19 protein-coding genes are annotated in these 18,212 nt (G+C 74.9%); 14 read left to right on the forward strand and 5 right to left on the reverse strand.

The annotated features are described in order from the left end of the window. Nucleotides 1-215: 215 nt before the first annotated feature. The 5 genes from O7622_RS17895 to O7622_RS17915 all read left to right on the forward strand — a co-directional run bounded on the left by O7622_RS17895 (nucleotide 216) and on the right by O7622_RS17915 (nucleotide 3,575). Complete coding sequence (locus O7622_RS17895) at nucleotides 216-539, forward strand: hypothetical protein (RefSeq protein WP_282314169.1); 324 nt, start codon at nucleotides 216-218, stop codon at nucleotides 537-539. Nucleotides 540-707: 168 nt separating this feature from the next. Then, a complete protein-coding gene (locus O7622_RS17900) occupies nucleotides 708-1,199 on the forward strand; it encodes a hypothetical protein (protein ID WP_282309307.1) in 492 nt (163 codons plus the stop codon). A gap of 15 nt (nucleotides 1,200-1,214) precedes the next feature. Further along, nucleotides 1,215-1,994 (forward strand): phosphotransferase, encoded by a 780-nt coding sequence (locus tag O7622_RS17905; protein ID WP_282309308.1) that lies wholly within the window; start codon nucleotides 1,215-1,217, stop codon nucleotides 1,992-1,994. Between the two features lie 150 nt (nucleotides 1,995-2,144). Then, on the forward strand, nucleotides 2,145-2,300 hold the full coding sequence (locus O7622_RS17910) for a hypothetical protein (protein ID WP_282309309.1): 156 nt from the start codon (nucleotides 2,145-2,147) through the stop codon (nucleotides 2,298-2,300). Between the two features lie 336 nt (nucleotides 2,301-2,636). Beyond that, complete coding sequence (locus O7622_RS17915) at nucleotides 2,637-3,575, forward strand: endonuclease/exonuclease/phosphatase family protein (RefSeq protein ID WP_282309310.1); 939 nt, start codon at nucleotides 2,637-2,639, stop codon at nucleotides 3,573-3,575. A gap of 4 nt (nucleotides 3,576-3,579) precedes the next feature. Here the strand turns inward: O7622_RS17915 and O7622_RS17920 are convergent, their stop codons facing one another. Together O7622_RS17920 and O7622_RS17925 are read right to left on the reverse strand one after the other, a co-directional pair. Continuing rightward, entirely contained in the window at nucleotides 3,580-4,008 is a 429-nt protein-coding gene (locus tag O7622_RS17920) for an OsmC family protein (protein ID WP_013285994.1), read from the reverse strand. A gap of 80 nt (nucleotides 4,009-4,088) precedes the next feature. After that, nucleotides 4,089-5,036 carry a serine/threonine-protein kinase gene (locus O7622_RS17925; protein ID WP_282309311.1) on the reverse strand — a complete coding sequence of 316 codons (948 nt, stop codon included), beginning with the start codon at nucleotides 5,034-5,036 and terminating at the stop codon, nucleotides 4,089-4,091. Between the two features lie 129 nt (nucleotides 5,037-5,165). On the opposite strand from O7622_RS17925, the gene O7622_RS17930 reads away from it, so the two are divergent. After that, entirely contained in the window at nucleotides 5,166-5,390 is a 225-nt protein-coding gene (locus O7622_RS17930; protein ID WP_282309312.1) for a hypothetical protein, read from the forward strand. Nucleotides 5,391-5,417: 27 nt separating this feature from the next. Here O7622_RS17930 and O7622_RS17935 read toward each other — a convergent pair whose 3' ends face one another. Continuing rightward, nucleotides 5,418-6,215 (reverse strand): alpha/beta fold hydrolase, encoded by a 798-nt coding sequence (locus O7622_RS17935; RefSeq protein ID WP_282309313.1) that lies wholly within the window; start codon nucleotides 6,213-6,215, stop codon nucleotides 5,418-5,420. Beyond that, nucleotides 6,212-7,105 (reverse strand): SDR family oxidoreductase, encoded by an 894-nt coding sequence (locus O7622_RS17940; protein ID WP_282309314.1) that lies wholly within the window; start codon nucleotides 7,103-7,105, stop codon nucleotides 6,212-6,214. The genes O7622_RS17935 and O7622_RS17940 overlap by 4 nt, the downstream gene beginning before the upstream one ends. Before the next feature lie 141 nt (nucleotides 7,106-7,246). Between O7622_RS17940 and O7622_RS17945 the strand changes: the two genes are divergently transcribed. The 5 genes from O7622_RS17945 (at nucleotide 7,247) to O7622_RS17965 (ending at nucleotide 13,927) form a co-directional block, all read left to right on the forward strand. Then, complete coding sequence (locus O7622_RS17945) at nucleotides 7,247-7,987, forward strand: response regulator transcription factor (RefSeq protein WP_282314170.1); 741 nt, start codon at nucleotides 7,247-7,249, stop codon at nucleotides 7,985-7,987. Beyond that, on the forward strand, nucleotides 7,965-9,497 hold the full coding sequence (locus tag O7622_RS17950) for a HAMP domain-containing sensor histidine kinase (protein ID WP_282309315.1): 1,533 nt from the start codon (nucleotides 7,965-7,967) through the stop codon (nucleotides 9,495-9,497). Before O7622_RS17945 ends, O7622_RS17950 begins: the two co-directional genes overlap by 23 nt. Before the next feature lie 45 nt (nucleotides 9,498-9,542). Continuing rightward, complete coding sequence (locus O7622_RS17955; RefSeq protein WP_282309316.1) at nucleotides 9,543-11,891, forward strand: glycosyltransferase family 39 protein; 2,349 nt, start codon at nucleotides 9,543-9,545, stop codon at nucleotides 11,889-11,891. A 3-nt stretch (nucleotides 11,892-11,894) separates the two neighbouring features. Next, nucleotides 11,895-13,118, forward strand: a complete 1,224-nt coding sequence (locus O7622_RS17960; RefSeq protein WP_282309317.1) for a dolichyl-phosphate beta-glucosyltransferase — start codon at nucleotides 11,895-11,897, stop codon at nucleotides 13,116-13,118. A 104-nt stretch (nucleotides 13,119-13,222) separates the two neighbouring features. After that, complete coding sequence (locus O7622_RS17965) at nucleotides 13,223-13,927, forward strand: helix-turn-helix transcriptional regulator (protein WP_282309318.1); 705 nt, start codon at nucleotides 13,223-13,225, stop codon at nucleotides 13,925-13,927. A 7-nt stretch (nucleotides 13,928-13,934) separates the two neighbouring features. Here O7622_RS17965 and O7622_RS17970 read toward each other — a convergent pair whose 3' ends face one another. Further along, nucleotides 13,935-14,336 carry a VOC family protein gene (locus O7622_RS17970; protein WP_282309319.1) on the reverse strand — a complete coding sequence of 134 codons (402 nt, stop codon included), beginning with the start codon at nucleotides 14,334-14,336 and terminating at the stop codon, nucleotides 13,935-13,937. Nucleotides 14,337-14,519: 183 nt separating this feature from the next. Between O7622_RS17970 and O7622_RS17975 the strand changes: the two genes are divergently transcribed. From O7622_RS17975 to O7622_RS17985, 3 genes are read left to right on the forward strand one after another with little or no spacing between them, the layout of a single operon-like run. After that, nucleotides 14,520-14,678 carry a hypothetical protein gene (locus tag O7622_RS17975; protein ID WP_282309321.1) on the forward strand — a complete coding sequence of 53 codons (159 nt, stop codon included), beginning with the start codon at nucleotides 14,520-14,522 and terminating at the stop codon, nucleotides 14,676-14,678. Beyond that, nucleotides 14,675-16,090: a methyltransferase domain-containing protein gene (locus tag O7622_RS17980; protein WP_282309322.1), complete on the forward strand. Its 1,416-nt coding sequence runs from the start codon at nucleotides 14,675-14,677 to the stop codon at nucleotides 16,088-16,090. Before O7622_RS17975 ends, O7622_RS17980 begins: the two co-directional genes overlap by 4 nt. After that, entirely contained in the window at nucleotides 16,083-18,146 is a 2,064-nt protein-coding gene (locus O7622_RS17985; RefSeq protein WP_282309323.1) for a sulfatase-like hydrolase/transferase, read from the forward strand. The genes O7622_RS17980 and O7622_RS17985 overlap by 8 nt, the downstream gene beginning before the upstream one ends. The last annotated feature ends 66 nt before the right edge of the window (nucleotides 18,147-18,212 follow it).

The raw sequence follows: 18,212 nt of genomic DNA on the forward strand, positions 1-18,212 counted from the left end.
ACATGAGGCCACCGCGAAGGAGACACCACCATGCGACTTCGGTTCTGGCACCGTGACCCCGATTCGCCGAAGCCCGGCCCGCGTCCGGTACCGCAGCGCCCGGCGTGGGCGACCGCCCCGACCGATCTCTTTCCGACCACGTGTCCGGGCCGCGCCGGCAACCTGACACCGGCCCAGATGTACCGGGCGAACGGGGGCCGGTGGTGATCTCGTCCATGCTGCCGTTCCCGTCCACCGGCCCCACGCCGGACCGGCCGCGCTACCGTACCGAGACGGTCCCGCCGCACACGCCGCTGCGTCCGGTGTGGGCGTGCCGGTCGTGCGGCAACCCGTGGCCGTGCCCGGACGCCCGGCTACTGCTGCGGGTGGAGTACGAGAACAACCCGCCGGGCCTGTCGATCTACCTGGCCGGGCTGATGTTCGAGGCGATGCGGGATCTCTATCACCTGAACCCGCACGACGGGCTGAGCCCGCCCGAGATGTTCGAACGCTTCGTGGCGTGGGGGCCGTTTCGGCGGTCGTCGGTTAGGAAGTTGTGAGCCCGCGCCGCCGACCTCGGGTGAGGGGTCCTCCGTCCGGGTCCGCCGCGAGTAGCCGCACACATGATCGCCGCACCCCTGAACAGGACCGCTACGGAGCGGGGGCCGGCTCCCCCGCGTACGGCGCAGCCAATGCCGCGCCGCCACTCACAGGTTGAAGGAGAAGTCGTGACTGTCACCGCAGACACGTCGAGCAAGATCGCCGCCGACCCCCGGACCCTGGTCGACGCCGAGACGTTCGGCAAGCTGGTCGACTACTTCGCCGCCGACGCCCATGTCACCCGCACGTACGCGGAGCGCGCCGTCGAGCAGTTCCTGATCTTCCTGAAGGCGCACGCCGACAACGTGACGAACGAGGACTTCGGAATGCCGCTGCCGGACGGGTCGATCGGCCGCGTCGTGCCGACCCTCCCGGTCGACGCGGTGTGGCACTCCGTGTTGCAGCACACCGTGCCGTACGCCTCGGCGTGCGAGCAGATCGCCGGGGGCTTCGTCCACCACATCCCCATCCTGACCGAGGGGATGATGGATGGCACCGCCAAGACGTTCACCCTCACGGCCCTGCACGCGACGGGCTACCGGGTGGACATGGAATTCTGGTACGGCGAGGCGGAGTCGTGCTGCCCGCCCAACCCGCCGCAGCCCGGCGGCGGCAAGTAACCCGAGAGGTAACCCATGCGCAGCGAATGGACCGCTCTGCCGGAGGCGGCCACGACAGAGATAGCCGAGCGAGTCGGCGGCATCGTCGCCGTGTACCCGGCTCCGACTGGCAACCATGCGGAGATCGCGTCGACTGTCGTCGGCTCGACCGGCCGAGTCTTCGTCAAGGCCGCCTCAACTGGGCTGAGCGTTCAAACGCTGCGCTACGAGCTGGCGGCAACCAGAGCGGCAGACTGGTTCCCACCGGCCGTCCTGTGGCACTTCGAGTGCGACGGCTGGTTGTTGGTGGGGGCCGAACTGCTGGACGGTCCCCACCCCGACTTGTCCCCCGGCAGTCCCGACCTGGACCTTCTTCGGGTGACCCTGAAGGCCCTTCAGGAGACCCCCGCGCCGCCTGGGACCTGGTTCACCCCAGCAGGTCGCCTGGGGTTCGCCCTGCCGGAGATGGAGGGCCGGGCGTTTGTGCACTCAGACATCAACCCGAGCAATCTCATCCTGACGGCGGGCGGTCTACGGATCGTTGACTGGGCGTGGGCGACCAAGGCTGCCGCGTGGGTCGAGCTGGCCTTGCTCACACAGTGGCTGGTCGGCAGCGGCCACGCCCCCGCGCAGGCCGAAGAGTGGCTAGGCCAGTTCCCCGCGTGGGCCTCCGTTCGCCCCGATGTGCTCGACGCCTTCGCCGCCATGAACGCCGCGAAGTGGGCCGCCAAGTCCGAACGGAGCACGCTCGGATGGGTGCACGACCTGGCGGCATGGACCGGCGCCTGGGCCGCGCACCGGAGCCGCACCGGCTGACGCAAGCCTGCCCCGAGCCGCCCGCCCTGGGCCCGTCTCCTTCCCCCGTGGGAGACGGGCCCAGGGCGGGCTTCGTTTTGCCCTGAACGCCTCGGGTGGCGCTGGCCGACTGGCTTGATGTCCAAGCCACAACGGCCCAAGGAGGCCCCCGTGTCGAAGCCCGCTACCGCCGCCCTGGTCGAGCGCCTGCGCGAAGCGAGCGTCGTCGACTGTCCGTTCGCCGACGAGGCCCTTGCCGAGGGCTACGCGACGATCGCCCGCCCGTTCGTCCGGCTCGCCGCGCTGCTTGACGGGGGCCGCCTGTGATGGCCCGCGTGGTGCGGGCTGTCGTGGTCGCCCTGGTCGCGAGTCTCACTCTTGCGGCGGCGGTACTGCTGGCGACGGCCGCTGCGTGGATTGCCGTCTTCGAGCTGTCCGGGGGTGCCGTGTGACTCGCGCTGAGGCCCTGAAGCTGGCCGAGGAGACGGTAGCCCGGCTCGCGCCAACGACGAACGCCCGTGGCTACAGTGATGGGACTGCGCCGTTTCGCGAGCGGGTCGACGCGGTCCTTCGCGTGGTCGACCTCCTCGCGATCCGGCCGGGCACCGCGGATCATGGTGAGGCCACCGCGCGGCGGGCCGGGCGCTCGATACGATTCCGACGGTGACGCAGCGGATGGTCGACGAGCGCCCGCCCGGCCCCCGCAGCCGGCGTGGCGCCGTCGTCATCGTCTGCGCCGTGCTGCTCACGCTGCTGCTGGCCGGGCACCGGCTGGTGCCGAACGTGCACGGACTGGGCAGCCTGGTGGACAGCGTCACCCCGCTGCTCGGGATCGCCGTACCGCTGCTCGCGCTCGCGGCGCTGCTGCGCCGCTCCCGGCCGGCGCTGCTGGCGGTGCTGCTGCCGGCCCTGGTCTGGGCCGGGCTGTACGGCCGCGCGTGGCTGCCCCCGGCCGCCGGCGCGGACGGCGCCGCGGTCCGCGTGGTGAGCCAGAACCTGCGCGTGGGCAACCCCGACCCGGCCGCCACCGTCGGCGCGCTCACCGGCGACGCCCCGGACCTGATCGGGCTCCAGGAGGTCGCCGACGGCGACCGGGTGGCGCCCGTGCTGGCCGAGCGCTACCCGCACCGGGCGGTGGTGTCGACTGTCGTGCTGTGGAGCCGGTGGCCGATCCGCGACGCGCACGGCGTGGACACCGGGCTGGGCTGGGACCGCGCGCTGCGGGCCGTGGTCGCCGCGCCTCCGGGCGACCTGACCGTGTACGTGGTCCACCTCGGCTCCGCGCGGGCCGGGCACACCGCCACCCGGGACCAGACAGTCGCCGCGCTGGCCGACGCCGTGCGTGCCGACCCGGCCGACCGGCTGGTGGTGCTCGGCGACCTGAACACCGCCACCACCGACCGGGTCTTCGATCCGCTGACCCGGCTGCTCGGTGACGCCCAGGCCGAGGCCGGGCAGGGATTCGGGTTCACCTGGCCGGCCGAGCTGCCGGTCACCCGTCCCGACCACGTCCTCTACCGGGGACTGACGCCGACCGCCGCCGGGGTGCTGCGCACCCCGGACAGCGACCACCGCGCGGTGACCGCCGGCTTCCGCTGGTGACCGCTCAGTGGCGGCCGTTCTCCGCCGGGGTCACGGTGAGCCGGTGCCGGCTCGGATCTCCGCTGGAGAACGGCCAGAGCCGGTCGGCGTACGCGACCAGGTCGGCCAGCTGGTCCCGGGTCAGTCCGGCCGAGGAGATCTCGGCGTGCACGTCGGCCCGGTAGCGGCCGTCGTCGTCGCGGCCCAGCTTCGCCTCGGCGGTCACCTGCACCGTGTGCGCCTCGTCGGTGATCTCCCCGGCCGCCTCCACCGCCGCGTGGTGCAGGCAGGAGGCGAACGCCGCGGCCAGGAGCTGTTCCGGCGTCAGACCGGTGCAGTGCGGCGCCAGCGGGGACGCCAGGGCGGAGGAGAGCCCGCCGTCGTCGGTGCGTACGTGACCGCCCGCCGCGGTCGCCGTGGCCGTCTCGGCCAGCCAGGAACTCGGATCCGGCATCGCGTTCCTCCCGTCACTCACCGGACCGCGTTCCCGGACCCGCAGCGGCGAAACCGTGCCCGGGCGGGCAGTAGGAGCGCTCAGCCGATCCGGCCGCCGGGCGCGGCGTCGACGGCCATCGCCTCGGTAACCTCCGCGGCGGCCCGGCTGGTCCACGGCGACACCTGCGGCGCGCGCTGCCGGGGCAGCATCGCGGTCATCGGTACGTAGACCCAGGCGTCCACGGCCTCGGCCAGCAGCAGCGCGGCCATCGGGCTGGTCGGCCGGGCGCACGGGTCGGCGTCGAGGCAGCGGCGGACGAGCTCGGCCACCTCGCCCGGCAGGCCGGGAACCTCGGGCAGCGGGCGGGGCGGCCGGCGGCGGCGCGACCCGAGCAGCTGGGTGGTGCTGCCGGCCTCGTACGGCAGTTCGCCGGTGAGGCAGTAGTACAGCAGCACGCCCAGGGCGTACATGTCGGCGGCCGGGGTGGCCGGCCGGCGGTCGAGCTGCTCCGGCGCCAGGTACGCCGGGGTGCCCACGACGACGCCGTCCGGAGTGTGGTCCGGTGCGCCGGCCGGAGTGGCGATGCCGAAGTCGAGCACCTTCACCCCGCACGGGGTGAGGATCACGTTCGCGGGCTTGACGTCCCGGTGCACGATGTCGTGCGCGTGCGCGGCGGCGAGCGCGGCGCACACCTCGGCGCAGACCCGTACCGCGATCCGCCAGTCCAGCGGCCCGGTGCGCAGGTGCGCGGCGAGCGTCTCGCCCTCGGCCAGCTCCATCACGATGTACGGCACCGGGCGTCCGTCCGGCAGCGTCGCGGTGCCGAAGTCGTGCACGCTCGCGACGTTCGGGTGCACCAGCCGCGCCGCCGAACGGGCCTCGGCCCGGATCCGGTCCACCGAGCCGGCGTCGCCGTCCAGTGCGGGCGAGATGAGCTTCACCGCGACGGTCCGGTCCAGCACACGGTCGTGCGCGCGCCACACCTCCGACATGCCACCGAGGCCGGCCCGCTGTTCGAGCTCGTACCGCCCGCCCAGCGTCCTCATCGCCCACTCCTCGCCTCGTCCGGTGCCCTCCGGTCCCGCTACCCGGCCCCGGAGCTGTGCAAACCGCCGAGGGTCCGCACCGCGGCGGGGTAGCTTCGCGGCGAGGACGTCGACGGACGGAGGGCAGCGGTGGCCGTGGTGCGCGTACGGTTCGTCGGCGGGCCGGCCGACGAGCTGACCCGGGACCTGCCCGCCGGGCCGGACGGCGCGCCGCCGCCCCGGTGGGTGCTGCGTCATCCGAAGGAACCGGCCGAGGGGATTGCCGACCACCTCTACGAGCGCGACGACCACGCGCCCCCAGGTGGCTGGACGATGCGGTACGTGCACACGTTCCCGTTCGGCGCGACCGAGTGAGGTCTCGCCGCGGCCGGGCGCGGCGCGTCAGGCCGGCCGGACGCCGGTGGTGCCGAGGATGACCGAGGCGACCAGCTCCGGGTCGTCGTGCATCGGCACGTGCCCGCACCCGGGCAGGTCCAGGTGCCGCGCGGCGGGCAGCCGGGTACGCGCCAGCGCCGCCTGCCGGTACGGCAGGATCCGGTCCCGAGTACCCCACGCGACTGTGACCGGCACTGTCGGCGCGCCCGCGTAGGCGTACCCCCGGCCGGCGCGGGCGACGGCGCGGAACGCCCGTGCCTGGCGCAGCGCGCGGGCGTCGGCGAGCGCGTCGTCGAGGGCCATCCGGTTGGGCCGGGCCAGGATCATGCCCATCGCCAGCATCCGCAGCGCGGGCGCGGCGAACAGGCGGCGCAGCACCGGTTCGGGCAGCCGGGCCGCGTTGCGGTGCAGGGCGAGCACGGTCAGCGCCCAGCGCAGCTCGCGCGCGGTGCAGAACCCGGCCGGCGACAGCGCGGTGGCCGAGGAGACCGCGCCGAGCGCGGCCAGTTCGAGGGCTATCGCGCCGCCCAGGCTGTTGCCCGCGACGTGCGGGCGTTCCAGCCCGAACGCGGCGAACAGCTCGACCATGGCCACGGCCAGGCCGGGCATGTCGGCGGGCAGCCCGGCGGCGGGCACCGGGGAGCGGCCGAAGCCCGGCAGGTCGACGGCGATCACGTCGTGCGTCTCGGCGAGGCGGTCCAGCACCGGCCGCCAGGCGCCGCCGTGGTGGCCGATGCCGTGCAGCAGCACCAGCGTCGGCCCGGCGCCCCGCCGCTCGTAGACGACGTCCACCGGCGCGGTCACTGCCGCTCCTGCGGCGTGCTGGCGCCGAAGCCCCGGCCCAGCGCCCGGGACTGCTCCTCGATCAGCGGGACGGTGGCCCGGGCGGTGCGGCCCACCAACCGGTCGGCCAGCGGGCTGACCAGCACCGATCGCATCGCCTGCACGCCGGCCACGGCGCGCGGCACGTACACCCGGCGGCTGCGGCGTTCGATCGCCCGGACGAACGCCTCGGCGCACTCGGTCACCGTCGTGGTACGCCGCAGCGGCCAGGGCAGCTTCGCCAGCGCCGTGGAGAAGGCCGGCAGGTCGGCGCGCGCCTCGCGGACCAGGTCGGTGTCCACCCACGACGGATGGGCGGTGCCCACCGCCACGCCGCGGTGTGCCAGCTCCAGGCGGACCGCGTTGCCGAACTGCTCGACGCCGGCCTTGGAGGCGCAGTAGGCGGCCATGCCGGGCAGCGCGGCGAACGCCGCGGCCGAGGAGACGATCAGCAGATAGCCACCCCGGTCGACGAGCGCGGGCACGGTCGCCGCCGCGGTGCGCATCACCCCGATCAGGTTGACCTCGACGGTACGCACCAGCGCCTCGACGTCGCCGACGGCGATCGTGCCGCGGTTGGCCACCCCGGCGTTCGCCACCACCGCGTCGATCCCGCCCAGCGTCGCGAGTGTCCCGTCCACCGCCGCGGCGAGGGCGTTCTGGTCGGTGACGTCGGCGGCGAACCAGGCGTGCCCCGGGCCCAGCTCGGCGGCGAGCGCGGCGAGCCGGTCGGGTTCCAGCCCGACGAGGGACAACCGGGCGCCGCGCGCCGCGGCGAGGCGGGCGGTGTGCTCGCCGATGCCCCGGGCCGCGCCGGTCACCAGCACCACCTTGCCGGCCAACCGGCCGGAAACACGACCATCGATGGACATGCCGGGAAGTTACCACCGGGTAGCCCGGGTGCGGAAGACCCCGCCGGCCTGCCCGGATCGCCACCGCGCGGCGCGCACAGCTGGTACACAGGATCGGGACAGCCCGCCGACAGCGGGTCCGCCCACGATGGGGGCATGGTCATGAACGCGCAGTCCGCGCAGGGTCGCATCGAGCTGCGCCGACCGGACGGCGAACCGGTGCGGGTGCTCGTCGTCGACGACGAGCCGACACTCACCGACCTGCTCTCGATGGCGCTGCGGTACGAGGGCTGGCAGGTCGCCATCGCCGGCAGCGGCATGGCGGCTGTCACCACCGCCCGCCAGTTCCGCCCGGACGCCGTGGTGCTCGACGTGATGCTGCCCGACCTGGACGGCTTCCAGGTGCTGCGCCGCCTGCGCGAGCAGTTCCCGAGCGTGCCGGTGCTGTTCCTGACCGCCCGCGACGCGGTGGAGGAACGCGTCGCCGGGCTCACCGTCGGCGGCGACGACTACGTCACCAAGCCGTTCAGCCTGGAGGAGGTGATCGCCCGGCTGCGCGCGCTGCTGCGCCGTTCCGGCTTCGCGGTCGCCGCCCGCCAGGAGGCGGTGCTCACCGTCGGCGACCTCACCCTCGACGAGGACAGCCACGAGGTACGCCGCGGCGACGACCTGATCACGCTCACCGCCACCGAGTTCGAGCTGCTGCGCTACCTCATGCGCAACCCTCGCCGCGTGCTCAGCAAGGCGCAGATCCTCGACCGGGTGTGGAACTACGACTTCGGCGGCCAGGCCAACGTGGTCGAGCTGTACATCTCGTACCTGCGCAAGAAGATCGACGCGGGCCGCGCGCCCATGATCCACACGCTGCGCGGGGCGGGCTATGTCCTCAAACCCGCCGAGTGACAGGGGCGGCCGGCTGCGCCGTCGCCTGGCCGGCTGGTCCCTGCGCCGCCGCCTGGTGCTCTCCGTGGTGGCGCTGCTCGCGCTGGTGAGCGTCGGCATCGGTGGCCTCACCACAGTCGCGCTGCGGCACTTTCTGATCGACCAGATCGACAACCAGCTCACCTTCGGCGACCGGCGGCCCGACGACTTCGAACGCTGGGCCCGCCGCGGCATCGACCCGCCGCGCCCGGACCAGCGGCCCACCCCGCCGAATTCCGACGAGGTGGCGCCGGACCCCCCTGGCGGCTTCCCGCCGGGCTCCATCGCCGTCCGGGTGCCCGCCACCGCCGAACCCGTCGGCCGGGTCCGGTCCGAGAGCGGCGGCAGCGAGGAGGTGCCCGCCGCCGACCTGACCGCGCTGGCCCGCGTACCCGTCGGCGACCGCCCGCGCACCGTCGTCGTCGGCGACCGGGGCGACTACCGCGCGATCGCGCTGCGGTCGCCGCGCGGCGACGGCGACGTGCTGGTCCTCGCGATCCCGCTGGCCCAGGTCGACGACACCGTCATGTGGATGCTCGTCGCGCAGGCCGGGGTGATCGGCGCCGGTCTGGTCATCGCCGGCGCCCTCGGCACCCTCATCGTCCGGGTGACGCTGCGGCCGCTCAACCGCGTCGCCGCCACCGCCGCCCGGGTCACCGAACTGCCGCTGGACCGCGGCGAGGTCGCCCTGTCCGTGCGGGTGCCGGCCGCCGACACCGACCCCCGCACCGAGGTCGGGCAGGTCGGCGGCGCGCTCAACCGGATGCTCGGCCACGTCGCAGCCGCGCTCGCCGCCCGGCAGGCCAGCGAGACCCGGGTACGCCAGTTCGTCGCCGACGCCAGCCACGAGCTGCGTACGCCGCTGGCTGCCATCCGCGGGTACGCCGAGGTGGCCCGCCGGGGCCGCCAGGAGGTGCCGCCCGACGTGGCGCACGCGCTGCGCCGCGTCGAGTCGGAGAGCACCCGGATGACGAGCCTCGTCGACGACCTGCTGCTGCTGGCCCGGCTGGACTCCGGCCGCCCGCTCGCCGCCGAGCCGGTCGACCTGACCGCCATGGCGGTCAACGCGGTCAGTGACGCGCACGTCGCCGGGCCCGGGCACCGCTGGCAACTCGACCTGCCCGACGAGCCGCTCACGGTCACCGGCGACGCCCACCGGCTGCACCAGGTGCTGGCGAACCTGCTGGCGAACGCGCGGGTGCACACCCCGGCCGGCACCACCGTCACCGTCCGGCTCGCGCCCGCGCCCGGCGGCGTCGAGCTGCGCGTCACCGACGACGGGCCGGGCATCCCGGAGCAGTTGCAGCCGGAGGTCTTCGAGCGGTTCGCGCGCGGCGACAGCTCACGCTCCCGGGCCCAGGGCAGCACCGGCCTGGGCCTGGCCATCGTCGCCGCCGTGGTCGAGGCGCACCACGGGCGGGTCGAGGTGGTCAGCCGGCCCGGCCACACCGCGTTCACGGTCTGGCTGCCGGGATCCACAGCAGACGCATAGGCCACTCACGGGAGCGGGCCAGCGGGTCCGCCGAGGCTTGCCGGCATGGACAGAACCGAGAGCCTGCCGACCGCGCCCACGGCCGGTCCACCCGGCACCGAGCCGGCCCCCGCGCCCGTACCCGAGGAGACCCGCACCGGCCGCGATCCGCGCTGGGCCCGGCCGGCCCTGGCCGGCCTGCTGGTCGCGACCGCGCTGCTCTACCTGTGGGGCCTGGGCGCCTCCGGCTGGGCCAACGCGTTCTACTCGGCCGCCGTGCAGGCCGGGTCGCAGAGCTGGACGGCGTTCTTCTACGGCTCCTCGGACGCGGCCAACTCGATCACCGTGGACAAGACCCCGGCGTCGCTCTGGCTGATGGCGCTCTCCGTGCGGATCTTCGGCCTGAGCGGCTGGTCGATCCTGGTGCCGCAGGCGCTGCTCGGCGTCGCCTCGGTCGGCGTGCTGTACGCGACCGTCCGCCGCTGGTACGGCCCGGCCGCCGGCCTGCTCGCCGGCGCGGTGCTCGCGCTCACCCCGGTGGCGACGCTGATGTTCCGGTTCAACAACCCGGACGCGCTGCTGGTGTTCCTGCTCGTCGCCGCCGCGTACGCCACGGTGCGCGCGGTCGAGACGGCGAGCACCCGGTGGATCGCGCTGACCGGAGTGCTCGTCGGCTTCGGCTTCCTCACCAAGATGCTCCAGGCGTTCCTGGTGATCCCGGTCTTCGCCGGGGTCTACCTGCTGGCCGCGCCGACCGGACTCGGACGGCGGATCCGGCAACTCCTGCTGGCCGGGCTCGCAGTGGTCGTCTCCGCCGGCTGGTGGGTGGCGATCGTCGAGCTGGCGCCGGCGAGCGCCCGCCCGTACATCGGCGGCTCGCAGGACAACAGCATCCTGGAGCTGACGCTCGGCTACAACGGGCTGGGCCGCATCACCGGCGACGAGGTGGGCAGCGTCGGCGGCGGTGGCGGCCGGCCCGGTGGGGGAGGCGGCGGGCCGTTCTCCGGTCAGACCGGTCTCCTGCGGATGTTCGACACTGAGGTCGGCGGGCAGATCTCCTGGCTGCTGCCGGCCGCGCTGATCCTGCTGGTCGCGGGGCTGTGGCTGGCCGGGCGGGCGCCGCGTACCGACCGCACCCGGGCCGGTCTGCTGTTGTGGGGCGGCTGGCTGCTGGTCACCGGTCTGATCTTCAGCTTCATGTCCGGGATCTTCCACGCGTACTACACGGTCGCCCTGGCCCCGGCGGTCGGCGCGCTGGCCGGCATCGGGACCACCCTGCTGTGGCGCGCCCGCTCGGCACCGGGCCGGTGGCGCCGGTTCGCCGCCGGGCTGGTCCCGGCCGGCACGCTGGCGGTCACCGCCTGGTGGTCCTGGCGCCTGCTCGGCCGCACCCCCGACTGGTATCCGTGGCTGCGCCCCTCGGTGCTGGCCCTGGGCCTGACCGCAGCCGCCCTCCTGGCCGCCCTGGCCACCTCGGCGGTGATCAGGGAGCGTGTGTCCGGGAACGGCGTTCGGGGCGACGCGAACTCCGTGGTCGACCCGACGCGGGCGGCCTCGGCGGGGCGGCGGGTTGTGCGGTGGGTGGTGCCGGTGGTGTCGGTCGCCGGGATCGCGGTGGCGCTGGCCGGACCGGCCGCATACGCGACGCAGACCGCTGCCACCCCGCACAGCGGCTCGATCCCGAGCGCCGGGCCGGCCGGGGCGGGACGCTTCGGCGGCCCCGGCGGACCGGGCGGGCGGATGCCGGGTGGCGCGAACGGGCAGTTCCCCGGTGGTCCCGGTGGCGGGAACGACGGGCAGTTCCCGGGCTTCCCGGGCGGCACCGGCCAGGACGGCACGGGTTCGGGCGGAACCGGCCAGGACGGCACGGGTTCGGACGGAACCGGCCGGGACGGCACGGGCTCGGGCGGCACCGGCCGGGACGGCGGGGCGAACGCCGGTGGATTCCCCGGCTTCCCGGGCGGTGGCCAGGCTCCCGGTGCACCCGGCGGCGCCGGTCCGGAGAGCGGCGGGCAGGACGGCCGGGGGCAGCGCGGCGGCGGCATGGGCGGGCTGCTCGACGCCCGCGAGCCGAGCGCCGAGATGACCGCGCTGCTCACCGCCGACGCCGACCACTACACCTGGGTCGCCGCGACCGTCGGTTCGAACAACGCCTCCGGCTACCAGCTGGCGACCGGTCGCCCGGTCATGCCGATCGGCGGCTTCAACGGCAGTGACCCGTCCCCGACGCTCGCCCAGTTCCAGCGGTACGTCGCCGACGGGCGGATCCACTACTTCCTCGGTGGCGGCGGGTTCCGGGCCGACGGCGGCAGCAACGCCTCGGCCGAGATCGCCGCGTGGGTCGCCGAGAACTTCACCGCGACCACCGTCGACGGCGTGACCGTGTACGACCTGAGCAGCGGAAAGCAGGGCTGAGCGATGACTGACACGTACGCGCCGCGGGCCGCCGTGCAGGCCCGGCCCGCCGCCGCCAGCGCGGTGCTCGACGTGGTGGTTCCGGTCTACAACGAGGAGGCCGACCTCGGGCCCTGCGTCCGGCGGCTGCACGCGCACCTGACCGCGCACTTCCCGTACCCGTTCCGGATCACCGTGGCCGACAACGCCAGCGTGGACGGCACCCCGGCGGTGGCCCGGGCGCTCGCCGACGAGCTGCCCGGGGTGGGGGTGCTGCGCCTGGACGAGAAGGGCCGCGGGCGGGCGCTGCGCGCCGCCTGGTCGGCCTCGCCGGCGCCGGTGCTCGCGTACATGGACGTGGACCTGTCCACCGACCTGGCCGCGCTGCTGCCGCTGGTCGCCCCGCTCATCTCCGGGCACTCGGACCTGGCCATCGGCACCCGGCTGGCGCGGACCAGCCGGGTGGTCCGGGGCACCAAGCGGGAGGTCATCTCGCGCGGCTACAACCTGCTGCTGCGCGGCGCCCTGGCGGCCCGTTTCTCGGACGCCCAGTGCGGGTTCAAGGCGATCCGCGCCGACGTCGCCGCCGAGCTGCTGCCGCTGGTACGCGACACCGGCTGGTTCTTCGACACCGAGCTGCTGGTCCTGGCGCAGCGGGCCGGTCTGCGCATCCACGAGGTGCCGGTGGACTGGGTGGACGATCCGGACAGCCGGGTCGACATCGTCGCCACCGCGCTGGCCGATCTGCGTGGCATCGGGCGGCTGGGCCGGGCGCTGGTGACCGGGGCGCTGCCGCTGGCGCAGTTGCGCGCCCAGCTCGGCCGGGGGCCGTTGCCGGCACCGCCGGCGCAGGTGCCGATCGGGTTGCCGCGCCAGCTCGCCCGGTTCGCCGCGGTGGGCGTGGCGAGCACGCTCGCGTACCTGCTGTTGTTCCTGCTGGCCCGCGGCCCGCTCGGGGCGCAACCGGCGAACCTGCTGGCGCTGCTGCTCACCGCGGTGGCCAACACGACGGCCAACCGGCGGCTCACGTTCGGCGTCACCGGGCGCCGGCACGCCGCAAGGCACCACCTCCAGGGGCTGCTGGCGTTCGCGCTCGGCCTGGCAGTGACCAGCGGTTCCCTGGCGGCGCTGCACGCCACGACAACCCCGGACCGCGCACTGGAGCTGACCGTCCTGGTTACGGCCAACCTGGCCGCCACGGCCCTGCGCTTCCTCCTGCTCCGCCTGGCCATGCACCACCGCCCCTGACCCACCCCATCCCCACCCCGCCGATCATGAGGTTGGCGGTGCGACACGCCGGGTGCCGGCACCGTCAACTTCATGATCGACGGGGTGGGTGGCAGGGTGGGGGCGTGTACCGGGAGTGGGCGGCGGCGGGGGTTCCGGGCGGGGTGCTGTGGAGCAGCGTCTCGGGCGGGAGTGAGACGCGGGTGCTGCCGGACGGGTGCCTGGACCTGCTCTGGTCCAGCCGGAACGGACTGCTGGTCGCGGGTCCGGACCGCACCGCGCACCTGTCGCTGTCGGCGCCGGGGGACCGGTGGATCGGGTTGCGCCTGCCGCCGGGGACCGGCCCGGCCGTGTTCGGGGTGCCGGCCGACGAGCTGCGGGACCGCCGCGTACCGCTGGCCGACCTGTGGGGCCGCGCCGCCGCCGAGGTGACCGAGCGGGTCGAGGCGGCGCTGGCCGCGCCGGGCGACGAGGCCGCCGGGGTGCTCACCCGGGTCGCCCGCGACCGGCTGCGCGGGGCCGGCGGCCCCGACCCGATCGGCGCGCACGTCGCCGCCCGCCTGGCCGCCGGGGCCACCGTCGCCGCGACCGCCGCCGAGATCGGCCTCGGCCCGCGCGCCCTGCACCGGCGCAGCCGGGCCCTCTTCGGGTACGGCCCGAAGACGCTGGCCCGCATCCTGCGGATGCGCCGCGCGCTGGACCTGGCCCGCGCCGGTGCGCCGCTCGCCGAGGTGGCGGTGCGCAGCGGGTACGCCGACCAGGCCCACCTGACCCGCGAGGTGCGGGAGCTGGCCGGGGTGCCGCCGACCCGGCTGCTCGGCCGCGACTGAGCGCCGGTCAGTCGCCTGGGGGCAGCGGGGCGAACAGGTCCACGCCGTTGCCGTCCGGGTCGTGCAGGACCGCGTACCGCTGGCCCCAGAACGCGTCCCACGGCGGCATCTCACCGTGGTGCCCGGCGCCGGTCAGCTCGGCGTACCAGCGGTCCACCTCGGCCGGGCCGGCGCACCGGAAGGCCAGGCTCATCCGGTTGTTGCCGCCGGACGGGTCGAAGCCGGGGTGGAAGCTGCGGATCACCTCGACCGTGTCCCAGGCCAGCCGTACGCCGTTCGGCAGGGTGACCTCGACGTGCCCTTCCGTCTCGGCGCCGGCCGGGATGGGCAGCCCCAGCCGCCGGTAGAAGTCGAGCGTGCGGGCCATGTCGGTGACCACGGTCCCGACCAGATCGAACTGCGGTGTCATGCCGGCCACGGTAGGCGTGACCGGCCCGGCCCGTCTTGAACGGATCGGACGGGGGACGAGTGGCCGGTGTGACCGCGCGGCCGGTCACCGAGACGTTACGGTGGGGTACAAGTCCGGCTCCGAGCATCAAAGCTCGCATTCCGGGCGTGCTCCGATGACCCGGCGAGGGAAGGAAAATCAGCCGTGACGCATCTGGCCTACCTGGACGCGGGATCCGGCAGTCTCATCGTGCAGGCGGTGGTCGGCGGGGTGGCCGGGGTGGCGGTGGCCACCAAGCTCTACTGGCGCCGTCTGGTGTCCCGGTTCCGGCGTCAGCCCACCGACCAGGGCCCGGCGGCGTGACGATCCCCGACACCGGCGTCCGGGTCGAACCCGCCTCCTTCCGCGACCCCGGCAACCGGGTGTTCCACCGGGGCGAGGAGGTGCTGCGCGGGCTCGACGAACGCTCCGCCCGCGACTGGCGGGCGCTGTCCGTCACCGACTTCTTCCGGCAGGCCACCGGCACCGGTCAGATCGTCGGCACCGAGGAACTGACACCCACCCCGGTGGACGCGCCCTGGACCGCGGTGCTGCGGCACGAGCGGATCCCGTTCGTCTCGCACCCGTACGAGTGGTCGTACGCGATGCTGCGCGACGCCGCGCTGCTGCATCTGGACGTGCTGCGGGCCGCCCTGGAAGCAGGCTTCACCACCAAGGACGGCTCGGCGTACAACGTGCAGTGGTGCGGCGCCCGGCCGGTCTTCATCGACGTCGGCTCGTTCGAGGCGCTGCGCGACGGCGAACCCTGGGCCGGTTACCGGCAGTTCTGCCAGACGCTGCTCTATCCGCTGCTGATCCAGGCCCACCTCGGGCTGGACTTCCAGCCGTTCCTGCGCGCCCGCGTCGACGGCGTCGAGCCGGACCAGATGCGCCGGCTGTTCGGCGGCACCCGGCGCTGGCGGGCGGGCGTGCCCACCCACGTGCACCTGCACGGCGCCATGCAGGCCCGCAACTCCGCCGCGAGCACCTCCGACGTCCGCGCCCAGTTGCGCGCCGCCGGGTTCTCCCGCGAGCTGGCGCTGGCAACGGTACGCGGACTGACGAAGCTGGTCCGCCGCCTCGACCACCGGCCCGGCGACAGCCACTGGTCGGACTACCAGCGCACCTGCGCGTACTCGGTGCCCGACCGGCAGGCCAAGGAGGAGTTCGTCGACCGGGCGGTGGCCGCCACCGGGCCCGGCTCGGCGCTGGACCTGGGCGCCAACGACGGCCGGTACGCCCGCATCGCCGCCCGGCACGCCGCGCACGTCGTCGCCGTCGAGCAGGACCCGGCGGTGGTCGACACGCTCTACCGCGCGCTGCGCGACGAGGGCGGGACACGGATCCTGCCGCTGGTGATGGACCTGGCCGACCCGTCCCCGGGCGGCGGCTGGCGCGGCGTCGAGCGGGCCGCGTTCGCCGATCGGGCCCGCGCGGACACCGTCCTGGCCCTGGCCGTGGTGCACCACCTCGCCATCGGGCGCAACGTGCCGCTGCCCGAGGTGCTCGACCAGCTCACCGCGCTCACCGCCACCGGCGGCAGCCTGGTGGTGGAGTTCGTCCACCCGGACGACCCGATGGCCCGCCGGCTGCTGGCGAACAAGCCCGACGGCCTGTTCCCGGACTACCGGCGGGACGCCTTCGAGGCGCTGCTCGCCCGCCGGGGCCGGGTGGTCGCCCGGACCGAGCTGCCGTCCGGCACCCGCACGCTCTACCAGGTGGTGGTGGGTGACTGAGGACACCCTCGCGCCACCCCGCGACCACACGGCCGTCCCGGACCGGCGGGAACGGCGGCAGTGGTGGCGGGCCGAGGCGGCCCGGCTGGCCGAGGTGGTGGCGCTGGTCGGCCTGGTGGTCACCCAGCCGCTGCTCGACGTGCTCGGCCGCAGTCCCGACTTCTTCCTGTTCCACCGCGCCTCCCGGGCCGACGTGCTGCTGCTGGTCGCCCTGATCGCGCTCGCGCCGACAGCGCTGTTCGCGTTGCTGGGCGCGTTTGCGCTGCTCGGCGCGCTCGTGCTGCCCGCCGGACGCCTCGCCCGGGCCGCCGTGCACACCACGTTCGTGGGCCTGCTGCTCGCCGCGCTGGCGGTCCAGGTCGGCCGGCACGTCACGCCGCTCCGGGGCGTACCCCTGCTTGTCGTCGCCGCTGTGGCAGGAGCCGCGGGGGCGGCCGCGCACCGGCGGTGGCGGGCGCCCCGGCGGGTGCTCCGGGTCGCCGCCGCCGGGCCGCTGGTGTTCGTCGGACTGTTCCTGTTCGCCTCGCCCGCCTCGGCGGTGGTGCTGCCGCGTGGCGAGGGCGGCGCCGCCGGGATCGCCGGCGCGGGCACGCACCCGCCGGTGGTCATGATCGTGCTGGACGAGCTGCCGCTGGTCTCACTGCTCGGCTCGGACGGCCGGATCGACGCCGAGCGCTATCCGAACTTCGCGGCGCTGGCCGGCGGGTCGACGTGGTACCGCAACGCCACCGGCGTCAGCGGCTGGACGCCCTACGCGCTGCCGGCGATGCTCACCGGGCGCTACCCGGAACGGGGGGCGGCGCCGCACTACTCGCAGTACCCGGACAACCTGTTCACCGCGCTCGGCGGCCTCTACCGGATCAAGGCCGAGGAGAGCATCACCCGGCTCTGCCCGCCGAGCCGTTGCGAACAGGCCACCACCCCGGAGCAGGGACTCGGCGTGCTGGTCCGGGAGAGCGGCAGACTGCTCGGCCGGATCGCCGCGCCGGTGGACAGCCGGATCGACCCGGAGGACTCCTACCGCGAGCGGACCGCGGCCGAGGCCGGGCTGGACGCCGCCGAGCCGGTACCGGACGACCCGAAGTTCCGCTGGGACACCCTCGACGACAACCAGCCGGCCCGGTTCACCTCGTTCCTGGCCGGTCTGCGCCCCGACACCCGGCCCACGCTGCACTTCCTGCACCTGCTGATGCCGCACTCGCCGTGGGCGTACCTGCCGTCCGGGGCGCACTACGCGGCGCCGGAGGATCTGCCGAACGACGGCGCCGGCTGGGTCGACCTGGCCCGCGCCCGGCACCTCGCCCAGCTCGGCTACACCGACCGGCTGATCGGCGAGACGCTGCGGACGCTGCGCGCCACCGGCCTCTACGACAAGGCGCTGGTGGTGGTCACCGCCGACCACGGCGTGAGCTTCCGCCGCGACTGGCAGGGCCGGGGGATGGACGCCATCAACCACGCCGCGAACGAGGTGGCCTGGGTGCCGATGTTCGTCAAGGAGCCCGGCCAGCGCGCCGGACGGGTGGACGACCGCAACTGGGAGCACGTCGACCTGCTGCCCACGATCGCCGACGAGACGCACATGCGGGTGCCCTGGCGGATGGACGGCCGGTCGGCGAAGGCGGCCCCGCGCGAACGGGCCGACAAACGCTTCTACGACCGCCCCGGCCAGCCGGTCACCGTGACCGGCGGCGTGCCCGCCCCGCTCCCGCCGGTTCCGGCCGACCCGCTCGTCGGCACCCGGGTCGGTGACGTGCCGGTGGGCGGGTCCGCCACGGTGGCCAACCGGGACGCGTTCGACGCGGTCGACCCGGCCGGCGGCGGCCTGCCGGCGCTGGTCTGGGGCACCGTGCCGGACGACGTGCCCGACGGCACCCGGCTCGCCGTGACGGTCAACGGGACGGTCGGCGCTGTGGTGCCGGTGGTGCCGCCGGACGCCGCCGGAAGGCGGTTCGCGGCGCTGCTCGCCGACGACCGGCTGTTCGCCGCCGGGGCCAACCGGCTCGGCCTCTACCGGGTCGGTGGCGACGGGACGCTGCGGCGGCTCACGCTGTCGTGACGGACCTCCCGAACGTGCCCATGGCCGCGCTCCCATCCGGTTTCCGGACCGGCTGGCCGGGAAACA

The organism is Micromonospora sp. WMMD1076 (genome assembly GCF_029581475.1).
GTDB classification, from domain to species: domain Bacteria; phylum Actinomycetota; class Actinomycetes; order Mycobacteriales; family Micromonosporaceae; genus Micromonospora; species Micromonospora aurantiaca.